Annotated in this window: 23 protein-coding genes; 13 read left to right on the forward strand and 10 right to left on the reverse strand. The window is 41.3% G+C overall.

Annotation, left to right across the window (positions count from 1 at the left end; all coding sequences use genetic code 11):
* Positions 1–17: 17 nt before the first annotated feature.
* The gene (queE, locus tag FTU66_RS01490; protein ID WP_136144777.1) at positions 18–728 is read right to left on the reverse strand and encodes a 7-carboxy-7-deazaguanine synthase QueE; all 711 of its coding nucleotides are present in this window, start codon (positions 726–728) and stop codon (positions 18–20) included.
* An 80-nt stretch (positions 729–808) separates the two neighbouring features.
* A complete protein-coding gene (gene dapD / locus FTU66_RS01495) occupies positions 809–1,630 on the reverse strand; it encodes a 2,3,4,5-tetrahydropyridine-2,6-dicarboxylate N-succinyltransferase (protein ID WP_004971762.1) in 822 nt (273 codons plus the stop codon).
* 299 nt (positions 1,631–1,929) lie between these two features.
* On the opposite strand from dapD, the gene carO reads away from it, so the two are divergent.
* Positions 1,930–2,676 carry an ornithine uptake porin CarO gene (gene carO / locus FTU66_RS01500; RefSeq protein WP_179989038.1) on the forward strand — a complete coding sequence of 249 codons (747 nt, stop codon included), beginning with the start codon at positions 1,930–1,932 and terminating at the stop codon, positions 2,674–2,676.
* Between the two features lie 55 nt (positions 2,677–2,731).
* Here carO and FTU66_RS01505 read toward each other — a convergent pair whose 3' ends face one another.
* The 7 genes from FTU66_RS01505 to FTU66_RS01535 all read right to left on the reverse strand — a co-directional run bounded on the left by FTU66_RS01505 (position 2,732) and on the right by FTU66_RS01535 (position 9,908).
* Positions 2,732–3,928: an outer membrane protein transport protein gene (locus tag FTU66_RS01505; protein ID WP_179989037.1), complete on the reverse strand. Its 1,197-nt coding sequence runs from the start codon at positions 3,926–3,928 to the stop codon at positions 2,732–2,734.
* 187 nt (positions 3,929–4,115) lie between these two features.
* Positions 4,116–5,039, reverse strand: a complete 924-nt coding sequence (locus FTU66_RS01510) for a CysB family HTH-type transcriptional regulator (RefSeq protein WP_096901109.1) — start codon at positions 5,037–5,039, stop codon at positions 4,116–4,118.
* Between the two features lie 52 nt (positions 5,040–5,091).
* Positions 5,092–6,153, reverse strand: a complete 1,062-nt coding sequence (locus FTU66_RS01515) for a sulfate/molybdate ABC transporter ATP-binding protein (protein WP_180112201.1) — start codon at positions 6,151–6,153, stop codon at positions 5,092–5,094.
* A gap of 11 nt (positions 6,154–6,164) precedes the next feature.
* A complete protein-coding gene (gene cysW / locus FTU66_RS01520; RefSeq protein ID WP_104851751.1) occupies positions 6,165–7,058 on the reverse strand; it encodes a sulfate ABC transporter permease subunit CysW in 894 nt (297 codons plus the stop codon).
* Positions 7,055–7,888 (reverse strand): sulfate ABC transporter permease subunit CysT, encoded by an 834-nt coding sequence (gene cysT, locus FTU66_RS01525; protein ID WP_004971748.1) that lies wholly within the window; start codon positions 7,886–7,888, stop codon positions 7,055–7,057. Before cysT ends, cysW begins: the two co-directional genes overlap by 4 nt.
* 87 nt (positions 7,889–7,975) lie before the next feature.
* Positions 7,976–8,581, reverse strand: a complete 606-nt coding sequence (locus FTU66_RS01530; protein WP_178865643.1) for an alpha/beta hydrolase — start codon at positions 8,579–8,581, stop codon at positions 7,976–7,978.
* A 319-nt stretch (positions 8,582–8,900) separates the two neighbouring features.
* The gene (locus FTU66_RS01535) at positions 8,901–9,908 is read right to left on the reverse strand and encodes a sulfate ABC transporter substrate-binding protein (RefSeq protein ID WP_180096189.1); all 1,008 of its coding nucleotides are present in this window, start codon (positions 9,906–9,908) and stop codon (positions 8,901–8,903) included.
* Between the two features lie 160 nt (positions 9,909–10,068).
* Here FTU66_RS01535 and pabC point away from each other — a divergent pair, with 160 nt between their 5' ends.
* The 5 genes from pabC to mtlD all read left to right on the forward strand — a co-directional run bounded on the left by pabC (position 10,069) and on the right by mtlD (position 15,419).
* Positions 10,069–10,902, forward strand: a complete 834-nt coding sequence (gene pabC, locus FTU66_RS01540) for an aminodeoxychorismate lyase (protein ID WP_019837698.1) — start codon at positions 10,069–10,071, stop codon at positions 10,900–10,902.
* Positions 10,895–11,959 carry an endolytic transglycosylase MltG gene (gene mltG / locus FTU66_RS01545; RefSeq protein WP_004971735.1) on the forward strand — a complete coding sequence of 355 codons (1,065 nt, stop codon included), beginning with the start codon at positions 10,895–10,897 and terminating at the stop codon, positions 11,957–11,959. Before pabC ends, mltG begins: the two co-directional genes overlap by 8 nt.
* A gap of 2 nt (positions 11,960–11,961) precedes the next feature.
* Entirely contained in the window at positions 11,962–12,570 is a 609-nt protein-coding gene (gene tmk / locus FTU66_RS01550) for a dTMP kinase (RefSeq protein ID WP_180112202.1), read from the forward strand.
* 114 nt (positions 12,571–12,684) lie between these two features.
* Positions 12,685–13,095: a PaaI family thioesterase gene (locus tag FTU66_RS01555; protein ID WP_004971730.1), complete on the forward strand. Its 411-nt coding sequence runs from the start codon at positions 12,685–12,687 to the stop codon at positions 13,093–13,095.
* Between the two features lie 194 nt (positions 13,096–13,289).
* Positions 13,290–15,419 (forward strand): bifunctional mannitol-1-phosphate dehydrogenase/phosphatase, encoded by a 2,130-nt coding sequence (mtlD, locus tag FTU66_RS01560; protein WP_180112203.1) that lies wholly within the window; start codon positions 13,290–13,292, stop codon positions 15,417–15,419.
* A 178-nt stretch (positions 15,420–15,597) separates the two neighbouring features.
* Here the strand turns inward: mtlD and nadB are convergent, their stop codons facing one another.
* Positions 15,598–17,232 carry an L-aspartate oxidase gene (gene nadB / locus FTU66_RS01565; protein WP_180112204.1) on the reverse strand — a complete coding sequence of 545 codons (1,635 nt, stop codon included), beginning with the start codon at positions 17,230–17,232 and terminating at the stop codon, positions 15,598–15,600.
* Between the two features lie 331 nt (positions 17,233–17,563).
* Between nadB and FTU66_RS01570 the strand changes: the two genes are divergently transcribed.
* From FTU66_RS01570 to era, 7 genes are all read left to right on the forward strand, one after another.
* Complete coding sequence (locus tag FTU66_RS01570) at positions 17,564–18,946, forward strand: Do family serine endopeptidase (protein ID WP_180112205.1); 1,383 nt, start codon at positions 17,564–17,566, stop codon at positions 18,944–18,946.
* 167 nt (positions 18,947–19,113) lie between these two features.
* Complete coding sequence (locus FTU66_RS01575) at positions 19,114–19,569, forward strand: thioesterase family protein (RefSeq protein WP_004971726.1); 456 nt, start codon at positions 19,114–19,116, stop codon at positions 19,567–19,569.
* A gap of 309 nt (positions 19,570–19,878) precedes the next feature.
* Positions 19,879–21,696 (forward strand): translation elongation factor 4, encoded by a 1,818-nt coding sequence (lepA, locus tag FTU66_RS01580; RefSeq protein ID WP_180112206.1) that lies wholly within the window; start codon positions 19,879–19,881, stop codon positions 21,694–21,696.
* A gap of 21 nt (positions 21,697–21,717) precedes the next feature.
* Positions 21,718–22,545 (forward strand): signal peptidase I, encoded by an 828-nt coding sequence (gene lepB / locus FTU66_RS01585; protein ID WP_004971724.1) that lies wholly within the window; start codon positions 21,718–21,720, stop codon positions 22,543–22,545.
* A 24-nt stretch (positions 22,546–22,569) separates the two neighbouring features.
* Complete coding sequence (locus FTU66_RS01590) at positions 22,570–22,941, forward strand: DUF4845 domain-containing protein (RefSeq protein ID WP_004971723.1); 372 nt, start codon at positions 22,570–22,572, stop codon at positions 22,939–22,941.
* The gene (gene rnc, locus FTU66_RS01595) at positions 22,913–23,614 is read left to right on the forward strand and encodes a ribonuclease III (protein WP_004971722.1); all 702 of its coding nucleotides are present in this window, start codon (positions 22,913–22,915) and stop codon (positions 23,612–23,614) included. Before FTU66_RS01590 ends, rnc begins: the two co-directional genes overlap by 29 nt.
* On the forward strand, positions 23,611–24,639 hold the full coding sequence (gene era, locus FTU66_RS01600) for a GTPase Era (protein WP_004971721.1): 1,029 nt from the start codon (positions 23,611–23,613) through the stop codon (positions 24,637–24,639). Before rnc ends, era begins: the two co-directional genes overlap by 4 nt.

Raw genomic sequence — 24,639 nt, forward strand, 5'->3', positions numbered from 1 at the left:
GGGGATTCGTGAGGAGATTAACGACCTGTTTCATCATTCCAAAGCAATTTATGTAATTGCAATTGGAAACGAACAGGGAGATGGTCGGCTAAAATCCACTGTGCCAAATCACGTGCAAGTTGTGGCAAGGCGACTGCACCTTTTTCGACAGCAAATGCAGGGGAGAACCACACTGTATCGACTTTTTTATGCAACTGATATTGCTCAACTTGCTGCTTCGCCCAAAGATAATCGTCATGATTGCAAATCACAAATTTGATTTGATCATGTGGGTTTAAAAAATCTAAATTTGATAATAAGTTGCGTGACATTTCACCCGATGCAGGGGTTTTTAAATCCAGCACCTTCGACACACGGTTATCCACTTTAGAAATATCTAAAGCTCCACTGGTTTCCAAAGACACTTCACAACCTAAATCTGCCAAGCGTTGCATGAGTGGCAGTGCATTCGGTTGAGCCAGAGGTTCACCGCCCGTCACACATACATACGGTGTTTTAAATTCTAGCGTGGTTTGGATGATGTCATCTAAAGATTGACGTTCGCCACCTTCAAAAGAATAAGTGGTATCACAGTAATGGCAACGCAATGGACAACCCGTTAAACGAATAAACACGGTTGGCAAGCCCGATGTATTGGCTTCGCCCTGCAACGAATAGAAAATCTCCGTAATGCGTAAACCCGCAGACGGATCAGAAACAGGAATAGCGGAAGATCGGAGGGTATTCATAAAATTCATCACAGTATGTAAAAAAACAAAAATCCCTACGGTCATTGCTGGCCGTAGAGATGGAGAAAACTAAAAAAAGTTTAGTCTTCGCGTAATAAGTCGTTCAAACTGGTTTTTGCACGGGTTTTCGCATCTACTTTCTTCACAATGATAGCAGCATACAAGCTATAAGTGCCACATTTAGAAGGCAGGTTGCCAGAAACTACCACCGAACCTGCAGGTACACGACCATAATGGATTTCGCCAGTTTCACGGTCATAAATTTTAGTCGATTGACCAATATAAACGCCCATAGAAATGACAGAACCTTCTTCCACAATCACGCCTTCAACAATTTCAGAACGTGCGCCAATGAAGCAGTTGTCTTCAATAATAGTTGGGTTTGCTTGAAGTGGCTCAAGTACACCACCAATACCTACACCACCCGATAAATGCACGTTTTTACCAATTTGTGCACATGAACCTACAGTTGCCCATGTATCAACCATGGTGCCTTCATCTACATAAGCGCCAATATTGACATAAGATGGCATTAACACCACATTTTTGGCTTGGAATGAACCTTTACGTGCAACTGCTGGCGGTACAACACGCACACCTGCTTGTTTGAATTGCTCGTCAGTCCAACCTGTAAATTTCGTGTCTACTTTGTCGTAGAAACGCAAATCGCAAGATTCAATTGGCTTGTTATCATTGAGTTTAAAAGATAACAAAACTGCCTTTTTTAACCATTGGTGAACGATCCACTCACCATTAATTTTTTCAGCAACGCGTAATGTGCCGTTATCTAAACCTGCAATTGCTTGTTCAACTGCCTGACGAATTTCAGCGGGACAATCTGCAGCGCTGAAATTAGCGCGGTCTTCAAATGCTTGTTCAATGATTGTTGAAAGCTGAGACATCGATGTTCTTACCAGAAAAGAATTTTCCAAAGATTTTACACTATATTGAGTGAGGAATAGATAAAAATTGGAACAGATTGGAATTTATCCTTAGTAAGATAAACAAGTTAAGTTGCGCGCTAAATTGTTGAAGTTTTGAAAATAAATGCTTTTGCAATAAACAATAAGAATAAATTTGTATCAAAAAATAACAAAAACGGGGTAAATTTTGCATAAAAGCTGACCGCAACATGCTCTATAGTTTTCTCATGACAAACACGAATGAAAATTCAAAAAGTTTTAGTTTGAGGAGAAACACAATGAAAACTTTACATACAATTTTAGCCGCTTCGGTATTGGCAGCAGTTGCAGGTTCTGCAATGGCAGATACAGCTGTGGTAAAAGATGGCTATGCGTTTGATCGTAACCAATTAATTCCAACAGGTGTACGTGCTGAAGTAGGTACAACTGGTTATGGTGGTGCATTGCTTTGGACTGCAAACCCGTATGTGGGTTTAGCACTGGGTTATAACGGTGGTGATATTTCTTGGTCGGATGATGTCAAAATTGATGGTTCTGAATACGACCTAGATATGGATAACAACAACGTTTATTTAAATGCTGAACTTCGTCCATGGGGTGCAAGTGCTAACCGTTGGGCACAAGGTGTTTATGTAGCTGCGGGTGTAGCTTATTTAGACAATGATTATGGTCTTGAGCGTCGTGTTCAACCAGGTGAGGCCTTTAAAGTAAATAATACTAACTTTATCGCTGATCAAAATGGCAATGGTGTCGATATTAAAGGTCATATGGAATATAAAAATGACATCGCACCTTACTTAGGTTTAGGTTTTGCTCCAAAGATTAACAATAACTGGGGCGTGTTTGGTGAGGTTGGTGCATATTATACAGGTAATCCAAAAGTATCTTTAACAGGTAGTGGTGATGCTTTGACTGGCGGTCAAGACTTCCAAGATGCCTTACGTGCTGAAGAGCGAAAAATTGCCAATGATGACAAATACGAATGGATGCCAGTAGCGAAACTAGGTGTAAGTTATCATTGGTAATATCTATTAGCTTGAGCTAAACCAAAAAAACGAGCTTCGGCTCGTTTTTTGTGTCTTAAAAGCGATGTGCTAATTTCAAGTGATAAACCCAAGCCTCACGTTGTTCGAGTGAAGAAAAACTTGAAATTTGAGTGATCAATGACTGTGGTTGTACCGTGTCTGGCTTGGTAAAGTGCAAATAATGCAGACCTGCAATCATAAACGTTTTGGGGTTAAAGTGATAAACTGCGCCCGTACCAACACCAACATAACCATCTACAGGGTTTAAACTTGAGGCAGGATTACCTGCACCAGAATCCCATAATCCTTCCACCGCAGTGATCCACTTGGGTGACCATTGATGGGCAAAACCCAAACGCGTAGACCATTGATTCTTTTGATAATCAATCAGGTTGAACTGATTACCTAGTCCTTCAGATTGCAGAATTGCTGCAAATTGAGTGGGTTGAATTTTAAAATATTGCCAATTGACCCATCGCAATGATCCATACAGAAAATTTTGTGCAGGTAAACCTGTGTGAAAATCTAAATTCACCGATTCAGGTGTCTGAATTTCAGTTGCTTGTTGTGGTGCAATCTCTAAAGGAAATCCCCAAATACTTTCGCTTGCATTGGTACTGTGCTTGATTTTAGAGCGATAGGTAATTGCTGTATTAAATGCATATTCAGGAATTTGGTAGCTTACACCTGCCAACCAACCCCACGCATGGTCTTTTGGAAAATGTACGTGATAATCAAAAAAGGTATAGTCAACTTGTGTACCAATTTTCAGATCACCTGAAAATGACTGGTAACTCAGACCTGTAAAGAGGTTCCAATGTTGTGTGGGTTGATAGCCAATGAGTGCTGTAATATTTCTTGAGTCAAACTTAATATCTGCATTTTCTATAGGTAAGGGTTCACCTGAAAGAATAGGACTATAGTGATAATCCACATCAACAAAATAAGGTTGGTCAAATAATAACGCCACAGAAATTTGTGGATGTGGTTGTAATTTTAATGCAGCTTGGATGAAGTGTTGATTATTGACTAAATTGCCTGTTGAAAAATCTTGAACGCCTAATTCGGCAATATTTTGTTGATGCTGTACCTGACCTGAAATATTGGTATCCACGTGTAGCAAAGCGACTTCCGCATAATTTCCTTTTTCAAATAATGCATGTACCGATTGACCGCTGCGTTCTAAAGCGGCAGCAGAGGCATAACCTAGTGGCAGGACACACAGCAATCCAACAAAAATGTGAAATTTCATGTTACGTCCTTGGTCTAAATTATAGAATTGTGTTTAAAATCAAATTACGCTTTTTATTGTTGATTATATTTTATTCATGTTTCTGATAAATTAAAATCATTATTTTGATTATTTCTAGGCATTTAGATCAGCAAGAATTTTGCCAGAGAACTAAAAGAGAGCCTGGGCTCTCTTATGCATTATTGTTTTATTCTTCAGGATAGGCGATACGTTTTAAAGCTTTAATATCGGCATTTGGTGCACATAAAGAAATAAACTCATAGCCATAGCCACGTAGTAAATGTCCTTTGCGAACCGCAATCCATGTGGTGTTTACCCCAAAAATATCGGTCTGGATTTGTTTTAGACGGTAATCGCGTTCTGCATCGTATGCCACATTGTTTACCACGCCTACGCCCATGCCCAATTCAACATAGGTCTTAATAACATCGGCATCAAGTGCAGACATAACGATATTGACATCAATTCCTGCATCGGTAAATGCTTTGTCAATTTTAGAACGTCCCGTAAAGCCGCCGTGATAAGTGATGATTGGATATTCTGCCAAATCGGTCAGGCTAATCTCAGTTTTACTGGCTAAAGGATGATCTTGCGGGGTAATAATGCTGTGGCGCCAGTCATAATAAGGCACACTTGCCAAGTTCTCTTCAGTGGTTAGAGATTCGGTTGCAATACCAATATCGGCTTCACCTTGTAGCAGCATTTCGGCAATTTCAACAGGGCTGGCTTGTTGCAAAATCAAATGTACTTTAGGGAATTCTTTTTTAAACAAATTCACAATAGGCGGCAGCACATAACGCGCTTGGGTATGTGTAGTCGCAATGGTGAGCGTGCCTTCATCGACTTTATTAAAGTCATCGGCAAGGCGTTTAATGTTATCTGCATCAACCAACATGCGTTCGACAATACTCAGCAAAGCTTGTCCTGGCTCGGTTAAACCTAGTAGACGTTTGCCTTTGCGCACAAAAAGCTGCACACCAAGCTCATCTTCAAGGTCTTTAATGTGCTTACTCACGCCCGATTGAGAGGTGTATAGTGCTGCAGACGCTTCGGTTAAATTAAAGTTTTGCCGAACGGTTTCTCTAATAATTCTAAGTTGTTGGAAATTCATAGTGGTGCAACCCTAAAAAGGATGGAGCGGGTTAGGCTCCATCTTGATGTCCTTATGCGACTTGATTTTCAAATAAATGTAAAGTGGTTACACTTAACCAAACCGTTTGATTTGGGCGGAATTGGTGCAGTTTCGCTTCATCTGCAGTGAGTGCAATTTCAATTAAATTCCCTTGGCGATCTTGCAATTCTGCAACTACTTTACCAGCAATCCAAACCTCACGTAAGAAGGTCGCTTGAATGGTATTTTCCTGTGGTTGGGCATGAATATGCAACTCATCTGGACGCGCAAATGCAATCACTTTGCCTTGTGGTGCATTTGGTTGATTGAGAAGTTGTACGCGATCTTCACCAATTTGCACAACCCCTTGATGATGTTGTCCTTCAAAACGGTTGGCTTGACCTAAGAAGTCAAATACAAACGGTGTGGCAGGTTTTTCATACACTTCACGTGGTGAGCCAATCTGCTCAACATTGCCTTTGTTCATAACAATAATCTGGTCTGCAACTTCTAGTGCTTCTTCTTGATCATGGGTCACGAAAATAGACGTGATGTGTAGCTCATCATGCAGGGTTCTTAACCAGCGACGTAATTCTTTACGTACTTTGGCATCCAGTGCGCCAAAAGGTTCATCGAGTAGTAATACACGTGGTTCAACCGCTAGGGCACGTGCTAAAGCAATACGCTGACGTTGACCGCCAGATAGCTGAGCAGGGTAGCGGTCAGCTAAAAAGCCAAGTTGAACCAAATCTAATAAACGGGTAACACGTTTTTTAATTTCAGCTTCTGAAGGTCGGGTTGAACGAGGACGTACACGTAAACCAAAAGCCACGTTGTCAAATACAGTCATGTGGCGGAACAAGGCATAGTGCTGGAATACAAAACCAACCTGACGTTCACGGACATGCACATCGGTTGCGTCCTGACCTTCTAAAATCACTTGGCCACGATCTGCCGATTCTAAACCCGCAATAATACGCAACAAGGTGGTTTTACCACAGCCTGAAGGCCCAAGCAGTGCTACCAATTGACCATCTGGAAAATCGAGGGAGATGTCTTTAAGTGCATGGAATGCACCAAAATTTTTTTCAATATTTTTAACTTGAATACTCATGCGGTCATTCCTTAAGAAACAGTTGAATCTTCATTGCGTTGGTTTTGCTTTTCTTGGCGAATTTCAACCCAAGTTTTTAAAATCAGGGTCACAATCGCGAGAAGTGCCAAGAGAGAGGACACCGCAAACGCAGCACTAAAGGTATATTCGTTATAGAGAATTTCGACGTGCAGCGGTAGGGTGTTGGTTTCTCCGCGAATATGCCCCGATACCACAGATACCGCGCCAAACTCACCCATTGCGCGGGCATTACACAGAATCACGCCGTAAATTAAACCCCATTTTATATTTGGCAAAGTGACTTTCCAGAAGGTCTGCCAACCCGATGCACCTAATACAATCGCAGCTTCTTCTTCCTCTGTGCCTTGCGCTTCCATTAAAGGAATCAATTCACGCGCCACAAAAGGTACAGTAATGAAGATGGTGGCAATCACAATTGCAGGTACGGCATATAAAACTTTGATGTCGTGTTCCATCAACCAGCCGCCCATCCAACCTTGTGTACCAAAAATCAGGACTAGCATTAAACCTGCAATGACAGGAGAAACTGAAAAAGGCATATCAATTAAGGTGGTGAGAATCGACTTACCACGGAAATTGAATTTCGCCACTGACCACGCTGCGGCAATACCAAATATCACGTTTAAAGGCACGGCAATGGCTGCAGTGAGTAAGGTTAATTTCACTGCTGATAAAGTGTCAGGATGCACCAATGCTTGGGCATAGACACCAATGCCTTGTTTAAACGCTTCGACAAAAACCAAAATCAGCGGCAAAATCAGACAGCTTAAGAAGAAAATGAAGGCAATTGCAATCAGGGTATAGCGTACCCAAGTCGGTTCACGTGTTGCATCGCGTGATTGTAGTTTTTCAGCCAAAGCATTGCTGTTGGTATTTAAACTCATCGTGCAGTTCTCCCTGTGCGACGACTTGCCCATGCTTGTAATAAGTTAATTAAGAACAGCATGACAAAAGAAATCAGCAACATCACCACAGCAATTGTGGTTGCACCTGCGTAGTCATATTCTTCTAAACGAGAAATAATCATTAAGGGTGCAATTTCAGTTTTAAATGGTTGGTTACCTGCAATGAAAATCACCGAGCCATATTCACCCACGCCACGCGCAAATGCGAGGGCAAAACCTGTAATCAGTGCAGGCAATAAAATAGGGAAAATCACTTTGGTGACAATTTGAAAGCGGTTAGCCCCTAGCGCAGATGCTGCTTCTTCCAACTCGGTTTCTAAGTCACTGAGTACGGGTTGCACGGTACGCACAACAAATGGAATACCAATAAAAATCAGGGCAAGGGTAATCCCGATAGGGGTATACGCGACTTTAATGCCTAATGGTTCTAAATATTGTCCAATCCAGCCAGTCGGTGCGTATAAAGAAGTCAGGGCAATACCCGCAACTGCAGTAGGCAATGCAAAAGGTAAATCGACCAAAGAATCTATAATACGTTTGCCCGGAAAGCTGTATCGTACCAAACACCATGCCAATAATAAGCCGAAGACGACATTAATAAAGGCTGCAATGAGCGCAGCGCTAAAACTGAGTTGCAAAGATTTTTGGATACGTTCTGAACTTAAAATTTCCCATAAACCATCCCAACCGATACCCAGCGATTTAATAAATACAGCCGATAAGGGAATAAGAACAATTAAGGATAAATACGCTAGGGTAAAGCCTAGAGAAAGACCAAATCCTGGCAGCACTTTGGATCGCTGCGACATGATGACTCCTCAAAAGAGAGAATGAGTGTTTGAAAACAAACAGATAAAAGTAAAAGATAAATTCGGCACAAGCATAATTTGCGAAGATTAAATTGCAAATTTGAATAAATACTTGTTGTTATCAGAAATACTGATATGTGATTGCATATTTTCTGCAATCAAATAATCATAAATTTCAGGAAATGCCCCAAAGCCTGATGCAACATTAATATGACCCACTTGTCCTAAATTAATCGGTGTTAATTGCCATGCTTGGGCAAGTGCCTGTGCATCTGCAAAACTTAGCCACGGGTCATTTTCACTGATCAATAAGCGTGTCGGTACAGCCAATTTAAGTTGCTGAAAATAAGCCGAATAATTGCTTTGGCTGTGTTGTGCAAAACCAGATTCACCAAAACGGGCAGGGTTAGCAGGTGCAACCAAAACCACATTTTTTATTTTCGCCTGCAGTTCAGGGTGCTGCGCCAATGCTGCCACTGTGGTCAGACAACCAAAACTGTGCGCCACAATTTGAATGTCGTCCTGAATCGGGGCAACTGTTTTGACAAATTCAGCAACCCAGTTCTGTAAAATTGGGCTATTCCAGTCTGACTGTTGTACACGCGAGCAAGACATGAGTTGTCGTTGTAACCAAGATTGCCAGTGCGCATATTCACTGCCACCTACACCTGGAACAATTACGGTATGAATCATGTCGATGCTCCTTCGCATATTTCAGCCTGAAATAATGATCTGAATAACGCTTGAATATGAATTGAACCCATCATTTTCAGCTTTGGCTGTGATCACTTGGATTCAAAACTCAGTAAGATAATGCTGTAAAATTCATGTTTTAAATAATCTGCAACAAGGATAACGAGAGTTTCTATGCAAAAAAAATAATTAAAAATGAATTTTATATGAATAAAAGAGATATATGTGAATCAGGTAAAAATGCGTTTGTGAAAATACCCGCATTTTTCAATTTGGGTGTTTTCAGCTAGCGCTTTGGTATGATTTACCTTTCGGAGTATTATTTGGTTTGGTTGGCTTTGACAATCTGATCGAAAATGCCATCATTTTCAAAGTGTTGCTTCTGAACTTTGCTCCATCCACCAAACTCTTGATCAATAGTCACCAACTTCAATGGTTTAAATTGCGACTTATATTGTGCCAACACCGTAGCATTACGTGGTCGGTAATAATTCTTCGCAGCAATGTTTTGACCCGCAGGCGAATAGAGATAGTTTAAATAGGCTTTGGCTAAGTGTTGATTGCCATCTTTTTGCACATTTTTCTCTACAATCGCCACAGGCGGTTCAGCCAAAATAGATAGAGAAGGCGTGATGATCTCAAATTTACCCGGTTGTTCACGCACGGCTAAATAGGCTTCATTTTCCCAAGCTAACAAAACATCACCAATGCCACGTTCTGCAAAAGTGGTGGTTGAGCCACGTGCGCCTGAATCCAATACTTTGGTTTGTTTATAAATTTGGCGAACAAACTCTTGCGCTTTAGCATCATTGCCCGCAGGTTGATGTTTTGCCCATGCCCACGCTGCCAAATAGTTCCAGCGTGCACCGCCAGATGTTTTTGGATTTGGAGTAATGATTTCCACACCAGGTTTGACCAAATCGCCCCAATCTCGAATACCTTTCGGGTTGCCTTTATGCACTAAAAATACAATTGTGGATGTATAAGGGGTCGAGTTGTGCGGAAATTTCTTTTGCCAGTCTTTAGGTAATAGACCGCGTTTAGCAATTTCATCAATATCGGCAGCCAGTGCCAAAGTCACGACATCGGCACCTAGACCATCAATCACCGCACGTGCCTGTTTGCCCGAACCGCCATGTGATTGTTTAAAGTTAATGTTTTGCCCGGTGGCTTTTTTCCAGTACGCACCAAAATCTTTGTTAAAGTTATCGTATAATTCACGGGTTGGATCGTAGGAAACATTCAGAAAGTCTTTTGCAGAAACGCTCAAGGTTGTTGCCGAAAGTACTGCCGCCAGTAGTCCAATTTTCAGTTTTGTAAAGTTCATGTTTGACCTCAGGTATTAAATCTGTTGTTGAATGAGGCAAGCATATCGGTAGTCTATTTGCTGAAAAAATAATTTAAAATGCGGTGAATATCAGTAAATGATAAATATAAATTTCTTCATTGTTTTCTATATTTAGAGATAAATAACGAGTACTTCTTCCATGCAGTGTTATAAAAATGCCAAGCCTACCGAGCAGATTCATGTGTTAGATCGCGCGTTTCATTATGGTGATGGATGCTTTAGCACTGCACGTTTTCGCCAAAATCAAATTGAATTATTTGACCGCCATTTGGCGCGTTTGCAATATGCCAATCGCCAACTTTCTTTAAATGCCAATCTTGAGTTAATCACTGAAACGCTGACACTTTTAAAGCAGGCGCATGGCGAGTTAAATGGTACTTTGAAGATTGTTTTAAGTCGTGGTGTGGGGCAGCGTGGCTACAGCTTGCCTGATCATCCTGCCGATGTTTGGGTGTTTTTCTATCCACAAGTACAAGCGGCTTTAGATACGGCATATCATTATGACATCATTCAAAGTGGCATCTTGGCACAAGCGATTGGACTAAGCATGCCGAATTTAGTTGGGCTGAAAAGTCTAAACCGACTTGAACAGGTATTGCTCAAACAAGAAGCCGATCAAAAAGGCTGGACAGAAGCTTTGGTTACTGATGTACAGGGCAGTGTGGTTGAAGGTGTGAGTAGTAATTGTTTCATTCGTATAAACAATACATGGATTACCCCGCAACTTGGTTATAATGGCGTGCACGGTGTCATGCGGGCAGAAATTTTATCGCGCATGCAACAACAGAATTTGCATTGTGAACAGCGTGATGTTCATGTTTCGGAAATTGCGCAGATTCAAAGTCTGTTTTTCTGTAATGCCTTAACGCCCATGAAAATTGTCAGCCATTTAGGGCAGCAGGTTTTAGATGTGCAGCCGTGTGTGGAACTATTTAAGCAACTTCAACTGAATCAGATTCATTCTTATGTCTAAGCGTCCATCAAAATCTAAAAAGAAAACCAAACCTATATGGTCTAAGCGTGCTATTCAGGGTGCGCTTATTTTTGTACTCGGACTGTTTTTGGTCATTGGCATGATCTTATGGTCAAGCTTATTTAAAGATTATCCTATTGAAGGCAAAAAACAATTATTGGCAATTAATGATGGTGATACCTATTCACGCTTTATTGATCGTTTGGCAGAACAAGATCATGTGAATTTTCCAATTGTTTTAAAGCTCTATCAACGAGTGATGATTCACGACAGCATGAAAAAAGGCGTGTATGAAGTTCGTCAGGGCATGAGTGTGCGTCAGGTTATGGAAATGATCGCCAATGCTGAAAATGCACAAATGAACCGTATTTTGGTGATCGAAGGCACGACTTTTAAACAATTGATTGATGCGTTAAAGAAAGATGAGTTGGTCACCAAAGAAGTGTCGCATTTGCCGTATGATCAAATGCTAAAAGCTTTAAATATTCCTTTTACACATCCCGAAGGTTTATTTGCGCCGAATACTTATTTCTTTGCCAAAGGTGAAACTGACCGTAAAATATTAACCGATTTATATCAGCGTCAAATGAAATCATTGGATGATGCTTGGAATAATCGTGCAGCAGATTTGCCCTATAAAAATAAATATGAAGCTTTAATCATGGCATCTATTATTGAAAAAGAAACCAATGTTGATGCTGAATTAGAGCAGGTTTCGGGTGTGTTTGTACGTCGTTTAAAACTGGGGATGCGTTTACAGACTGACCCAACCGTGATTTATGGTATGGGTGACCGTTATCAGGGCAATATCACCCGTCAGGATTTACGCACTCCAACGCCATACAACACCTATACCATGAGTGGCTTAACGCCAACACCAATTGCTTTGCCAAGTCAAAAAGCCATTGAAGCGGCGATGCATCCAGACCAATCTGACAATATTTATTTTGTCGCGACAGGTAACGGTGGGCATAAATTTAGCACCAATTTGCAAGATCATAACCGTGCCGTACAGGAATATTTAAACGTACTACGCACGAAAAAATCAGGGGAATAAGCATGTTTATCAGTTTTGAAGGTACTGAAGGGGTAGGCAAAACTACACTTATTCGCCGTATTCATGATTATTTTACTGCACAAGGTCAGTCGGTGGTTTTAACCCGTGAACCGGGTGGAACCCCTATGGCAGAGCAAATTCGTGCTTTGTTGCTCGAGGTCAACCATGAAGAAAAAATGTGTTCAGACACTGAGTTATTGTTGATGTATGCAGCGCGTGCACAGCATTTAGATCGGGTGATTTTACCTGCGTTGGCTGCAGGAAAAACTGTACTGTGTGACCGTTTTAGTGATGCGAGTTTTGCTTATCAGTGTGCAGGACGTGGTTTGAGTGAAAGCAAGTTGCAGACTTTAAATAATAACTTTGTGGCACGTATGCCTGACTTAACTTTCTGGCTGGATGCACCGATTGAACTGGGTATGACCCGTGCACGGGCACGTGGTGAACTTGATCGTTTTGAACAAGAGAAAGCAACTTTCTTTGAGAAAGTAAGAGGTGGCTATCAAACTTTGTGGGAGCGACACCCTGAGCGAGTGAAGCGCTTAGATGCAACACAAAGCCCCGATCAAGTATTTGCACAGGCGATGCACTATTTGCAAGCTAAGACATAACAAACAAAGGTATAACAAGCCATTGGGTTGTAGTTAGACATTTGATTGAATGGAAAAATCTTCTATAGTGGAAACGCTTTAGAAGATTTTTTAAAAAAATAGCGAATAGTAAGTATGACCAAAGAAGAAATTATTGAATTTTTAAAAGTAGAGTTTCCGCAAAGTCTGGAAAAATGTGAAATTGTGTCCATCACGCCACGTGGGGCATTGGTGAATTATCACATCGATGAACGTGATTTACGCCCAGGTGGTACGGTATCAGGGCCGACTATGATGACTGTTGCAGACTATGCACTTTATATCGCCATTTTAGGGGAGTTGGGTTTGGTGGCTTTGGCGGTGACCAGTAATTTAAACATCAACTTTTTACGCAAGCCCGCAGCAGGGCGTAATTTACGTGGTGAATGTCGCTTAATGAAAGTAGGGAAAAACCTCGTGGTCGGTGAGGTTTGGGTATATTCCGAAGGTGTAGATGACGCCGTGGCGCATGTCACAGGGACGTATTCGATTCCACAGATTGGCTGAGAATAAAGTCAGCTTTATCTTAATTTTAGTTACTTATATTTACCATGTGGTTACATATGTACACATACCACATGAAAATCAGGGTTTGATTGGTTAAAAAATAATCACAAATATTTCATTTTAGGTTTTTCATATAGATCAAATCTGTTTTTGTCTAAGCTAGCAACCCGTAAGTGATAAAACAAGGGAGCTAAATGCTTAAATTTAAGAACAATATTGTTCATGGAGCAATCTTTGATATGGATGGAACAATGTTTGATACTGAACGATTACGGTTTCAAACATTGAAGCAGGCATCTCAGGAGCTCATTGGCGTTGAATTTTCAGACGTATACCTCATGCAATGTTTGGGTTTGAGTGCAAAGAGCGCTGAACAACTGGCGCAAGCAGAATATGGTGCAGACATTCCTTACCGTGAGATCCGTCAGCGTGCTGATGAACTAGAACTAGAAAGTGTGCGCAATTTTGGTGTGCCCATTAAAAAAGGTTTGTTGCAGGTATTAGAGCGGTTACGAAAGTCTGGCTTGAGAATGGCGGTTGCTACGTCTAGTCGTCGTGCCATTGCCGAAGAATATTTGATTAATGCCAATGTCTATAAGTTTTTTGATGTATTAGTTTGTGGCGATGAGGTGCAACAGGGCAAGCCACATCCTGAAATTTTTATAACAGCCGCACAAAAAATTAATCTAGAACCCAGCGAATGTTTCATGCTGGAAGATTCTGAAAATGGAATCAAATCTGCACATGCAGCGGGTGGCATAACCATACTATTTCGGGATATAAAAAAACCTAATGCTAATATGTTGTCACTCACGCAGCATTATTACGCAAGTATGCAAGCTTATTTAGATGACTTAAATCAAGTTATTCCTGTATTGGAAATGCCGAGTTTACAAGAGGCCTTCCCGCAAACTTTAAATCAGTTGAGTGTGGGGATTCATGGTTTTGGTGCAATAGGTGGGGGCTATTTGGCCCAAATTTTATCGCACTGGGATGGCTATACCCGTCCTAAACGTATTTATGCTTCTACACGGAATACCTTATATCGTTCTGCAGTAAACGCCTTTGGAACGTATTCAATTCGTTATGGACAATGTTCTTATGATGAACGAATTGAAAATATGCACATCATTGATGCGGAGAACTTGCAGCAGATGCAGCAAATGTATGTGGAGTCGAGCCTAATTGCATTATGTTTGCCTGAACATGCTTTACAGCAAGAGGCTAAAGTAATTGCGCAGGGCTTATATGCCCGTTTTATAGCGCAAGTTGAACTCCATCAGCCTTTAACTATTTTGGTAATTTTAAATAAAGTTGGGGCAAAACAGCTCTTGATGACGCATATTCATCAGGCGTTAGAGGCGTTGTTGGATCCCGATACGGCAGCCAAAATTATGGCGCAGCATTATTTTTGCGATACTGTCGTAAATAGAATGGTCTCTAAATTAAGCGATCAAAACTTATATCGCCAATTACGCATCAAGTATAATATTTTTAAGCAATTTCAGTTGGATGACGAAGCAGAGCCAATTGAAATTGAAGACAATACTCGATTGCAGCCTGAGCAAGAGCGTCAAGCCACCTTATATGTAGAAGATTTAAGACGCAATTTTCAGCCCAGTCACATTTTGCAAAGTATGGATTTAATTTTATTTCATGCTGAAAGTGACATGCCTATTTATGTGGAAAATGCCAGTCCATTATTGCAACACATGCGTCAAATGATTTTGGTAGATGATATTGCCGAAATCCAACTCATTAAAAATCGTTTATGGAATGGTGTACATGCCATGATGGCTTGGTTATCCAGTTTAATAGGGCATAACAGTATTGGTGTCGCAATGGCAGACCCATTGGTTGCAGATTTTACCCGCGCTGTTTCGGCACAAGTAGCGTTGGGATTAGCTGCACAGTTGCCGCATCGTCAGCAAAACTTAAAGCATCTGGCACAGAGCTTTCTGGACTCATGTGAACATGCCTATAAAGACCCGTGTCAGCGTGTGGCACGTGACCCTTTGCGTAAACTCTCAGCCAATGAACGGGTGATGGGTGCTTTGATTTATCATCTGCAGCATGATTTAGCTGCAAATTATGTGCAGAAAGGAGTGGTGTTGGGCTATCTGTATGCAATTAAAATGCAGCAGTTGGGGGCTCAAGCAGCATTACAGCATTTGTCAAAACAATTGCAAAATGCGCCTATAGACGAACAAACACGGCAGCAATTGCAGTACATAATTAGCCACCAATTACAGCAACTATTGGCTGGTCAAGTTCGCTTAGAAGCATTTATTCAAGATGGTACTCAAGTTGCAGCCGTAATCTAAAAATCAACTTGATGAATTCTTGGGGGGAGGTTTAGTAAGTTAACGTCATCATATTCAAAATGATAAAATACCGAATCGTGTTATGGAACACGATTCGGTGCTTTCTTGCATTAGAATTCAAATGCACTTTATTCACAGATACTTTTATGCAAATGCTGTTGTGTAACAAGCAATCAGATCACTCATTCACCAATGGGGTTTCCACTTGGAAATTTGGTGGAATAAGCACAGTCTTACGCAATTCAGGTGCGAGTTCAGGATAATCTAGCGTGAAGTGTAAACCACGCGATTCTTTGCGTTGCATGGCACAGCGCACAATCATTTCAGAAACCAGAACCAAATTACGCAGCTCAATCAAGTTTTTACTGACTTGATAGTCCTGATAATACTCGGTGATTTCACGTTTTAGCATTTCAATACGGTGTAAGGCACGCTCTAAACGCTTAGTGGTGCGTACAATGCCGACATAGTTCCACATGGTTGCACGTAGCTCATCCCAGTTTTGTAAAATCACCACATCTTCGTCAGGGTTCGTCACTTGCGAATCATCCCAAGCAGGAACTTCAGGTGAGCAATAATCTGTAGTGTGATGTGCTTCAATATGTTTGGCCGCTGCCATTCCATATACAAAACATTCTAAAAGAGAGTTACTTGCCATGCGGTTAGCGCCATGCAAACCTGTATAAGACGTTTCACCAATCGCGTATAAACCAGAAATATCGGTTTGGCTATGTTCATCCACCATTACTCCGCCACAAGTGTAGTGGGCAGCAGGTACAACAGGAATCATATCAGTGGTGATATCAATACCTAATTCCAGTAAACGTGCATACAGCGTTGGGAAGTGTTCCTTTACAAATTCTGCAGGTTTATGAGTGATGTCTAACCACACATGGCGAATACCTAAGCGTTTGATTTCATAGTCAATTGCACGTGCGACAATGTCACGTGGTGCCAACTCTGCACGCTCATCAAAACGCAGCATAAAACGCTCACCATCGGGTAAACGCAAATATGCACCTTCACCACGCATGGCTTCAGTAATTAAAAACGAACGTGCTTGAGGATGGTACAAACAGGTCGGATGGAATTGGTTAAATTCCATATTTGCCACACGACAACCTGCACGGTATGCCATCGCCATACCATCACCTGTAGCAATGTCTGGGTTAGATGTATATAGATAGGCTTTCATTGCACCACCGCAGGCAAGTGCGGTAAATGGCGCAAGGAAGCTATGCACTTTTTGTGTTTTTTCATCTAATGCATATAAGCCCAAAGCGCGATTGCTTTCATTTAAACCTAATTTTTGCGAGGTAATTAAGTCAATCGCAATATAATTTTCAAAAATGGTGATGTTTTGCTGTTCTTGGGCACGTTGTACCAAAGTGGTCGAAATTGCGCGCCCCGTTGCATCGGCAGCGTGAATGATACGTCGCTGTGAGTGACCGCCTTCACGGGTTAAGTGCAACTGTTCTTGTTCATCTAAAGTAAATTGCACACCTTGTTTCAGCAGAAAATCTACCGAAGGTTTGCCGCCTTCTACGGTTTGCTTGACGGCATCCATTTCACATAAATGCGCACCTGCAATCATAGTGTCATCTATGTGTTGTTCAATTGAATCTGTTTCATCAAGAACTGCCGCGACACCGCCTTGCGCATAGAAAGTGCTGGCTTCAGTAAGGGTAGATTTCGCCAAAACGGCAATATTGAAATGCTGGGGTAATGAGAGCGCTAAACTCAAACCTGCACCACCACTTCCCACAATAATCACATCAAATTGATGTGTTGTGTTTAAATTAGGCATGTCCATCAGCTAATTTGAAAAAAGTTGGATAATGACACCCCTTTTTACAGAAAAAGGCAAGTGCGAAGTGGATTTGAATAATGAAAAAAAAGAATAAACTGGCAACTTTTATGGAATATCCCACTTTTATTGTGATTCGATTCCACGCTTTTCATTTATAGCACTTTGGCGCATCATTTTTGATGGGTCAAATATAAGATGCTATCTCAGCTATCCTCCACAGTGCCTGCCAAACCGTAATTGAAAAAGATTCAACATTTTATTACGCAAAAGCCTATTATTTTGTGCTAAATAAGGTGAGTTCAAAGTCATAATTATTATTGAGTGAATGCTATTTATGAAAAATCGCAACTTAAAAAAAGGTTTATATGCGGCTGTTTTTACTATGGCAACTGTGCAGACTCAAGCAGCACCACCAGTAGACTTTTCTAATTTGGTTGAGCAGGTTAGTCCTGCGGTGGTGAGTGTCAATGTTGTCAAAAAAATGAGTCAGGAAGAACTCTTACAACAACAAGTTCCAGAAATTTTACGCCGTTTTTTTGGCAATCAAGTGATTATTCCTCAACAGCAAATTCCACAAGAAAAAACAGGTTACGGCAGTGCCTTTTTTATCAGTAAAGATGGATACCTTTTAACCAATCACCACGTTGTTGAAGATGCTTCTAAAGTTACCATTGTACTGAATGACCGCCGTGAACTTGATGCAACTGTCGTGGGTAGTGATGAACGTACCGATGTCGCGTTATTAAAAGTGCAGGGCAGCAGTTATCCAGAACTGCGTACAGGCAATGTCGATCAATTACGTGTAGGTGAGCCTGTACTTGCGATTGGTTCACCATTTGGCTTTGACTATTCTGCATCGGCAGGAATCGTGAGTGCCAAAATGCGTAATATGATGGGTGAAACTTCAGTGCCATTTATTCAGACCGATGTGGCGCTTAACCCAGGTAACTCAGGCGGGCCACTATTTAACCAGCGCGGTGAAGTGGTCGGCGTGAACTCCCGTATTTTTAGTGGTACGGGTGGTTATATGGGCTTGTCATTCTCCATTCCTATTGATGTTGCCATGGATGTTGCCGATCAGTTAAAGCGTAACGGTAAAGTGACTCGTTCTTATTTAGGGGTGAGTTTGCAAGATATTGACCGTAATTTGGCTGAATCTTATAAACTGAGCAAACCAGAAGGGTCATTGATTACTCAAGTTGCACCAAATTCACCTGCTGCACGTGCAGGCTTACGTGCGGGTGATGTCATTCTTAAATATAATGGTACGCCAATTTCTAGAACTTCGGAATTGTTGAACTATTTAAACCGTTCAGTGCCAAATCAGAGTATTCAGCTTGAAGTATTACGTGATGACAAACGCCGTAATATTACCGCTACAGTCAGCACAGCACCTGATGATACGCCTGCAAAAAACAACCCTGAAACTGCTGCTAAAGGCCCTGTTTTAGGTGTGTCTATTCGTGACTTAACTGTTGCAGAACAAGGCCAGTTAGATATTAAAGGTGGTGTGCTCATTCAGGAAGTGCGTCGTGGTGGTTCAGCAGCTCAGGCGCGTATTATGCCAGGCGATGTGGTGGTACAACTGAATAATACGCCAATTCAAAATGCCAACCAGTTTGTTGAAACGGTATCTACCCTGAAAAAAGGTTCAGTTGCTCGGGTCGTGATTATTCGTCAAGGGCAACGTGCCATTATTGGGATGCGTATTCAATAAGTTGAAGTGGCATAAAATCGTAAATCTAACTAAATTTAGCATATTGCTAAACTTTAGATAGTCACTTATTTTAAGAAAGTCGCTCTTGAACTGGAGCGACTTTTTTTATGTAACTCGGTATTTTTGTTAGACTAGACCGACATCGCCGTTTTAGTTAAAAGGATGACATGAGCAGCATATTTGATTTAAAAATCACCGTACAGCCAGAACATATTGATATTTTAGGGCATGTAAATAATGTGGTGTATGTGCAGTGGATGCAGGATGTAGCATCGGCACATATCGAAACATTAGGTTTAGGGGTGCTGGAATACTTAAAACTAAAACATGCGATGGTGGCGGTGGAACATCATGTGCAATATCGTAAAGCGGCACTCGAAGGTGAGGAGCTGATTTTGCGTACATGGTTAAGTGATTTGAATGCGTTGTATTCATTCCGCCAATATGCGTTTTATCGCCCTCAAGATAAAAGTCTGCTGTTTATGGGCAATACACAATGGGCTTGTGTGGAAATTGCTACAGGTCGTCCAAAACGCATGTCACCGACATTTACGCAAGCCTATCAACCCCTTGCTGCTGATGTGAATCCGTTGGATTTTAGTGAGTATGATTCATTAAGATGAGTTGAAGCACCAAGTGTAGCGTCATTGAAAGTTGCTGCATGTTATTGCTGTCGATGTTGTTAAAGAGGGTATTCACCTGTTTCAAATAGCATGAAGTATTCTTCAATTCTCACTTTAATTACGACACACATCTCTGCATAAAAAGCCTAAAACTCTTGAATAAAAAGAAAAACGCGTGAGGCTGCAAAAGGAAGTCATTATTATGGATACATTGAAAAATCCATCTGCTATAATCCTTCGCAATTTCTATTCGGCTTTTGCTCTGCATGAATTTTGAGGTGCAGAGCGTGTTATTTTTCAAGGTAACCCATGGCGCAAGCTAAAAAAACTGTTGATATTAAAAACATCCGTAACTTTTCGATCATTGCCCATATTGACCATGGTAAATCGACTCTAGCAGATCGTTTCATTCAAACCTGTGGTGGTTTACAAGATCGTGAGATGCAAGCTCAGGTGTTGGATTCTATGGAGCTTGAGCGTGAGCGTGGGATTACCATTAAAGCCACCTCAGTGACTTTATACTACAACCATCCAAATGGTCAGGAATACCAGTTAAACTTCATTGACACCCCAGGACACGTTGACTTTTCCTATGAAGTATCACGTTCTTTGGCAGCTTGTGAAGGTGCGCTATTGGTGGTTGATGCTGCTCAAGGTGTAGAAGCACAGTCAGTTGCAAACTGCTATACCGCAATTGAGCAAGGCTTAGAAGTTTTACCTGTACTGAATAAAATTGATTTACCGCAGGCAGAACCTGAGCGCGTGATTCATGAAATTGAAGAAATTATTGGTATCGAAGCGCAAGATGCACCCACCTGTTCGGCTAAAACAGGTTTAGGCATCGACAATGTATTAGAAACCTTGGTGAATGTCATTCCTGCACCACAAGGTGATCGTGATGCGCCATTGCAAGCCTTAATTATTGACTCATGGTTTGATAACTATTTGGGCGTTGTGTCGCTGGTACGTATCAAGCAAGGTCGCGTGCGTAAAGGCGATAAAATGTTGATGAAATCGACAGGTCAAACGCACATTATTACCTCAGTTGGTATTTTTAATCCAAAACATACCGAAACAGGTATTTTGGAAGCAGGTGAAGTTGGCTTTATTATTGCGGGTATTAAAGATATTTTTGGTGCGCCAGTGGGTGATACCATCACACTCGCAACTACACCAGAAGTAGAAACCTTACCAGGCTTTAAAAAAGTTAAGCCGCAGGTTTATGCAGGTTTATTCCCAATTGATGCCAGCGACTTTGAACCGTTCCGTGAAGCCTTGCACAAACTACAAATTAACGACTCAGCTTTGTTCTTTGAACCTGAAAGTTCAGATGCTTTAGGCTTTGGTTTCCGTTGTGGTTTCTTGGGCATGTTGCACATGGAAATCGTACAAGAGCGTTTAGAGCGTGAGTACGATTTAGACCTAATTTCATCGGCACCAACGGTTATTTATGAAGCCGTGATGAAAAATGGCGAAACGGTGTATATCGACAGTCCATCTAAAATGCCTGATGGTTCAACTGTAGAAGATTTACGTGAACCGATTGCGGAATGTCATATTTTAGTGCCGCAAGAATACTTGGGTAACGTCATGACCCTATGTATTGAGCGTCGTGGTGTGCAAAAAGACATGAAATTCTTGGGTAACCAAGTGTCCATTACTTTTGAAATTCCGATGGCAGAAGTCGTGATGGACTTCTTTGATAAATTGAAGTCATGTTCACGTGGTTTTGCATCGTTAGATTATAACTTTGTCCGTTTTGAAAGCTCATCTTTGGTTAAAGTCGATGTACTGATTAACGGTGAAAAAGTCGATGCCTTAGCGATGATTTGCCACCGTCAAGATGCACGTCACCGTGGTATTGCCTTGGTTGAAAAAATGAAAGACTTGATTCCGCGTCAAATGTTTGATGTGGCTATTCAGGCTGCGATTGGTGCGCAAATTATTGCGCGTTCAACCGTGAAAGCGATGCGTAAAAACGTACTTGCGAAGTGTTATGGCGGTGACGTTTCTCGTAAGAAGAAACTACTTGCCAAGCAAAAAGAAGGTAAGAAACGTATGAAGCAAGTGGGAAGTGTTGAAATCCCGCAAGAAGCTTTCTTAGCTGTACTTAAAGTCGAACGCTAAAATTATAAGGATAATAAACCCATGGATTTTGATTTTAATTTGATTCTCGTTCCTGCCACATTATTTTTTATTGCGGTGTGGCTGCTCGATAAATTTGTATTTAAGCAAAGAGCAACGAAAGGGCGAGGCAATGAAAACTTCATTATCACATGGGCTTATGATTTTTGGCCTGTTTTGGCAGTGGTGATGGTACTGCGTTCATTCCTGTATGAACCATTTAATATTCCGTCAGATTCTATGGTGCCAACCTTAGAAACGGGCGATTTTATTTTGGTGAACAAGTTTGAATATGGTGTGCGTTTGCCAATTATTAACAGCAAAATTATAGATGTGGGTTCGCCTGAGCGTGGCGAAGTTGCGGTGTTCCGTTATCCACCACAACCAAGCATTAGTTATATTAAGCGTATTGTCGGTTTACCAGGCGATCATATTGTTTATGATCATGGTCAGCTGAGCATTAATGGCGAGAAAGTAACGAAAACCCCAATCCAGTTTAGCCGTGAAAAAGACAGTCTAGATACACCTACTTCAATTTACCATCAGGAAACTTTAGGGGCGCATACATTTACCATGCGCGAGCTTGAAGGTGTAAACGTGGCGCGTCAGGCACCATTCCTGAACTATGTAGACAATGGTAAATATTCAGCAGAAAATGGTTTATATTGGGAAGTCAAAGTACCTGAAGGTCATTACTTCGCGATGGGGGATAACCGCGATCAAAGTGCTGACAGTCGTTTTTGGGGTTTTGTACCAGAGGAAAACCTAACAGGTCGTGCATTCTATGTGTGGATGCATAAAGAGCCTGGGTTTAATTTGCCGTCATTTAGTCGTAACGGCAAAATTGATTAATACAGCAGATTAGGAAAATAAAAAATGCGTCATCAACAAGGGGCATCCTATATTGCAATTTTAATTGCAATTATTGGTTTTGCATTTATGGCAAAAGTGGCAATTGCGGTTTGGGGACCATATTTCGATGATCGAATGTTGGACAATCAAATTGAAGAGCAATTGTTGAATGGGCCAAAAAACCTATCACCACAAAAGTTTATTGGTGAAATGGACAAGCGTTTAAGCATGAACAACATTCGCGATATTAAATTTGCAGATGTAGCTCAAGTGACCAACGTAGATGGTTTAGAAGTGAAAAAAGAATATGAAATAAGAAAACCTTTCTTATTGAATATTGATATTGTAATGAAGTTCGAGAAAAGTTTTGATCAAAGCTCAGTCCAAGCTAAATGAGACCCGTCTAGCCAGCCGAATCGGTTATCAGTTTAAGCAACCTGAATTGCTTAAACTGGCTTTGACTCACCGCTCGGTGAGTCATAAACACAATTACGAACGTCTGGAATTTCTAGGCGATTCGTTATTGGGAATGATTGTTGCCAATTATTTATATGTGGCTTATCCACATGAAAATGAAGGGCGTTTAACGCGCATGCGGGCAACACTGGTACGTCAGGAAGCCTTAGGCAAAATTGCCAATGATTTAAAGCTCAGCCAAAATTTAATTCTCAGTACGGGAGAATTGAAATCTGGCGGTCATCATCGTGAGTCTATACTGGCAGATACCGTAGAAGCGATTATTGGCGCTATTTATGTCGATAGCGGTGATTTGAATTTGCTGCAAACGATTGTGCTAAAATGGTACAGCCCTTATTTAGATCATATTGAGCCAACTGATCAACTCAAAGACCCTAAATCACGCTTACAAGAGTATTTACAAGCACGTAAAAAACCTCTCCCGGTTTACGAGGTTGTAGATATTCAGGGCGATGCACCGAATCAGCATTTCATTGTGGAATGCCGAGTCGATAGCTTACCTGTAATGAAGGGTGAAGGTTCAAGCCGTCGCTTTGCCGAGCAGGCAGTTGCGGCAGATATTTTAAAATTCTTGGAGCAAAAGTCTGAATGACCATCCATTCCGATCACGTAGATGCTGATCACGAGTCGAATAACGACGCCAATGACCTAATTAACCAATTCTTTAGCGGTCAGGGAACTGAAATTCCATCTGATTTCCGCAGTGGTTTTGTTGCGATTGTTGGTCGCCCGAATGTGGGTAAATCGACCCTCATGAACCACTTATTGGGTCAAAAACTATCCATTACTTCACGTAAACCGCAAACCACACGTCACAAAATTGTGGGAATTGATTCACGTGAAAAATCTCAGGCTGTGTTTGTAGACACACCAGGGATGCATAAAAAAGAAGTCCGTGCCATCAACAAAATGATGAACCGTGCTGCATCATCTGCTTTGCGTGATGTGAACTTGGTTTTGTTTGTGGTGGATGCACAAAAATGGACGCAAAATGATGAGTTAGTCCTAGAAAAGCTGAAAAATGCAGAAATGCCAGTGATTCTGGTGATTAACAAACTCGACACTTTTGAGAATAAAAATCAGGCTTTGCCGATTATTCAAGAACGTGCCAAGTTAATGAACTTTGCCGAAATTGTACCTGTATCGGCATTGCGCGGCGCGAACCTAGATCATTTGCGTGACACGATTGAACGCTATTTGCCATTCCAGCCACCGTTGTATTCGCTAGATCAAATCACAGACCGTTCAGAACGTTTCTTGGCATCTGAAATTATCCGTGAAAAGATCATGCGCCAATTGGGCGAAGAACTGCCTTACGATTTAACCGTGCAAATCGAATCATTTAAAACTGAAGATGCGGTTTTAAATGAAAAAACGGGTCGTATGAAAGCACCATGTACCTATATTGATGCCACTATTTTTGTAGATCGCTCTGGTCAAAAAGCCATTGTGATTGGTGAAAAAGGCGCGAAGCTGAAAAAAATTGGTATGGATGCACGGGTCGACATGGAAAAAATGTTCGAGCAAAAAATCATGCTGACGCTTTGGGTGAAAGTCAAAGGTGGTTGGTCTGATGATGAACGTGCATTAAAAAGCTTAGGATATAGCGATATCTAA

It is taken from the genome of Acinetobacter sp. YH12131 (assembly GCF_013418635.1).
GTDB lineage: Bacteria > Pseudomonadota > Gammaproteobacteria > Pseudomonadales > Moraxellaceae > Acinetobacter > Acinetobacter towneri.

Bases quoted from the DNA above. Each gene is read 5' to 3' on its own strand.
- queE (WP_136144777.1), bottom strand. From the start codon at position 728: ATGAATACCCTCCGATCTTCCGCTATTCCTGTTTCTGATCCGTCTGCG.
- dapD (WP_004971762.1), bottom strand. From the start codon at position 1,630: ATGTCTCAGCTTTCAACAATCATTGAACAAGCATTTGAAGACCGCGCT.
- carO (WP_179989038.1), top strand. From the start codon at position 1,930: ATGAAAACTTTACATACAATTTTAGCCGCTTCGGTATTGGCAGCAGTT.
- FTU66_RS01505 (WP_179989037.1), bottom strand. From the start codon at position 3,928: ATGAAATTTCACATTTTTGTTGGATTGCTGTGTGTCCTGCCACTAGGT.
- FTU66_RS01510 (WP_096901109.1), bottom strand. From the start codon at position 5,039: ATGAATTTCCAACAACTTAGAATTATTAGAGAAACCGTTCGGCAAAAC.
- FTU66_RS01515 (WP_180112201.1), bottom strand. From the start codon at position 6,153: ATGAGTATTCAAGTTAAAAATATTGAAAAAAATTTTGGTGCATTCCAT.
- cysW (WP_104851751.1), bottom strand. From the start codon at position 7,058: ATGAGTTTAAATACCAACAGCAATGCTTTGGCTGAAAAACTACAATCA.
- cysT (WP_004971748.1), bottom strand. From the start codon at position 7,888: ATGTCGCAGCGATCCAAAGTGCTGCCAGGATTTGGTCTTTCTCTAGGC.
- FTU66_RS01530 (WP_178865643.1), bottom strand. From the start codon at position 8,581: ATGATTCATACCGTAATTGTTCCAGGTGTAGGTGGCAGTGAATATGCG.
- FTU66_RS01535 (WP_180096189.1), bottom strand. From the start codon at position 9,908: ATGAACTTTACAAAACTGAAAATTGGACTACTGGCGGCAGTACTTTCG.
- pabC (WP_019837698.1), top strand. From the start codon at position 10,069: ATGCAGTGTTATAAAAATGCCAAGCCTACCGAGCAGATTCATGTGTTA.
- mltG (WP_004971735.1), top strand. From the start codon at position 10,895: ATGTCTAAGCGTCCATCAAAATCTAAAAAGAAAACCAAACCTATATGG.
- tmk (WP_180112202.1), top strand. From the start codon at position 11,962: ATGTTTATCAGTTTTGAAGGTACTGAAGGGGTAGGCAAAACTACACTT.
- FTU66_RS01555 (WP_004971730.1), top strand. From the start codon at position 12,685: ATGACCAAAGAAGAAATTATTGAATTTTTAAAAGTAGAGTTTCCGCAA.
- mtlD (WP_180112203.1), top strand. From the start codon at position 13,290: ATGCTTAAATTTAAGAACAATATTGTTCATGGAGCAATCTTTGATATG.
- nadB (WP_180112204.1), bottom strand. From the start codon at position 17,232: ATGGACATGCCTAATTTAAACACAACACATCAATTTGATGTGATTATT.
- FTU66_RS01570 (WP_180112205.1), top strand. From the start codon at position 17,564: ATGAAAAATCGCAACTTAAAAAAAGGTTTATATGCGGCTGTTTTTACT.
- FTU66_RS01575 (WP_004971726.1), top strand. From the start codon at position 19,114: ATGAGCAGCATATTTGATTTAAAAATCACCGTACAGCCAGAACATATT.
- lepA (WP_180112206.1), top strand. From the start codon at position 19,879: ATGGCGCAAGCTAAAAAAACTGTTGATATTAAAAACATCCGTAACTTT.
- lepB (WP_004971724.1), top strand. From the start codon at position 21,718: ATGGATTTTGATTTTAATTTGATTCTCGTTCCTGCCACATTATTTTTT.
- FTU66_RS01590 (WP_004971723.1), top strand. From the start codon at position 22,570: ATGCGTCATCAACAAGGGGCATCCTATATTGCAATTTTAATTGCAATT.
- era (WP_004971721.1), top strand. From the start codon at position 23,611: ATGACCATCCATTCCGATCACGTAGATGCTGATCACGAGTCGAATAAC.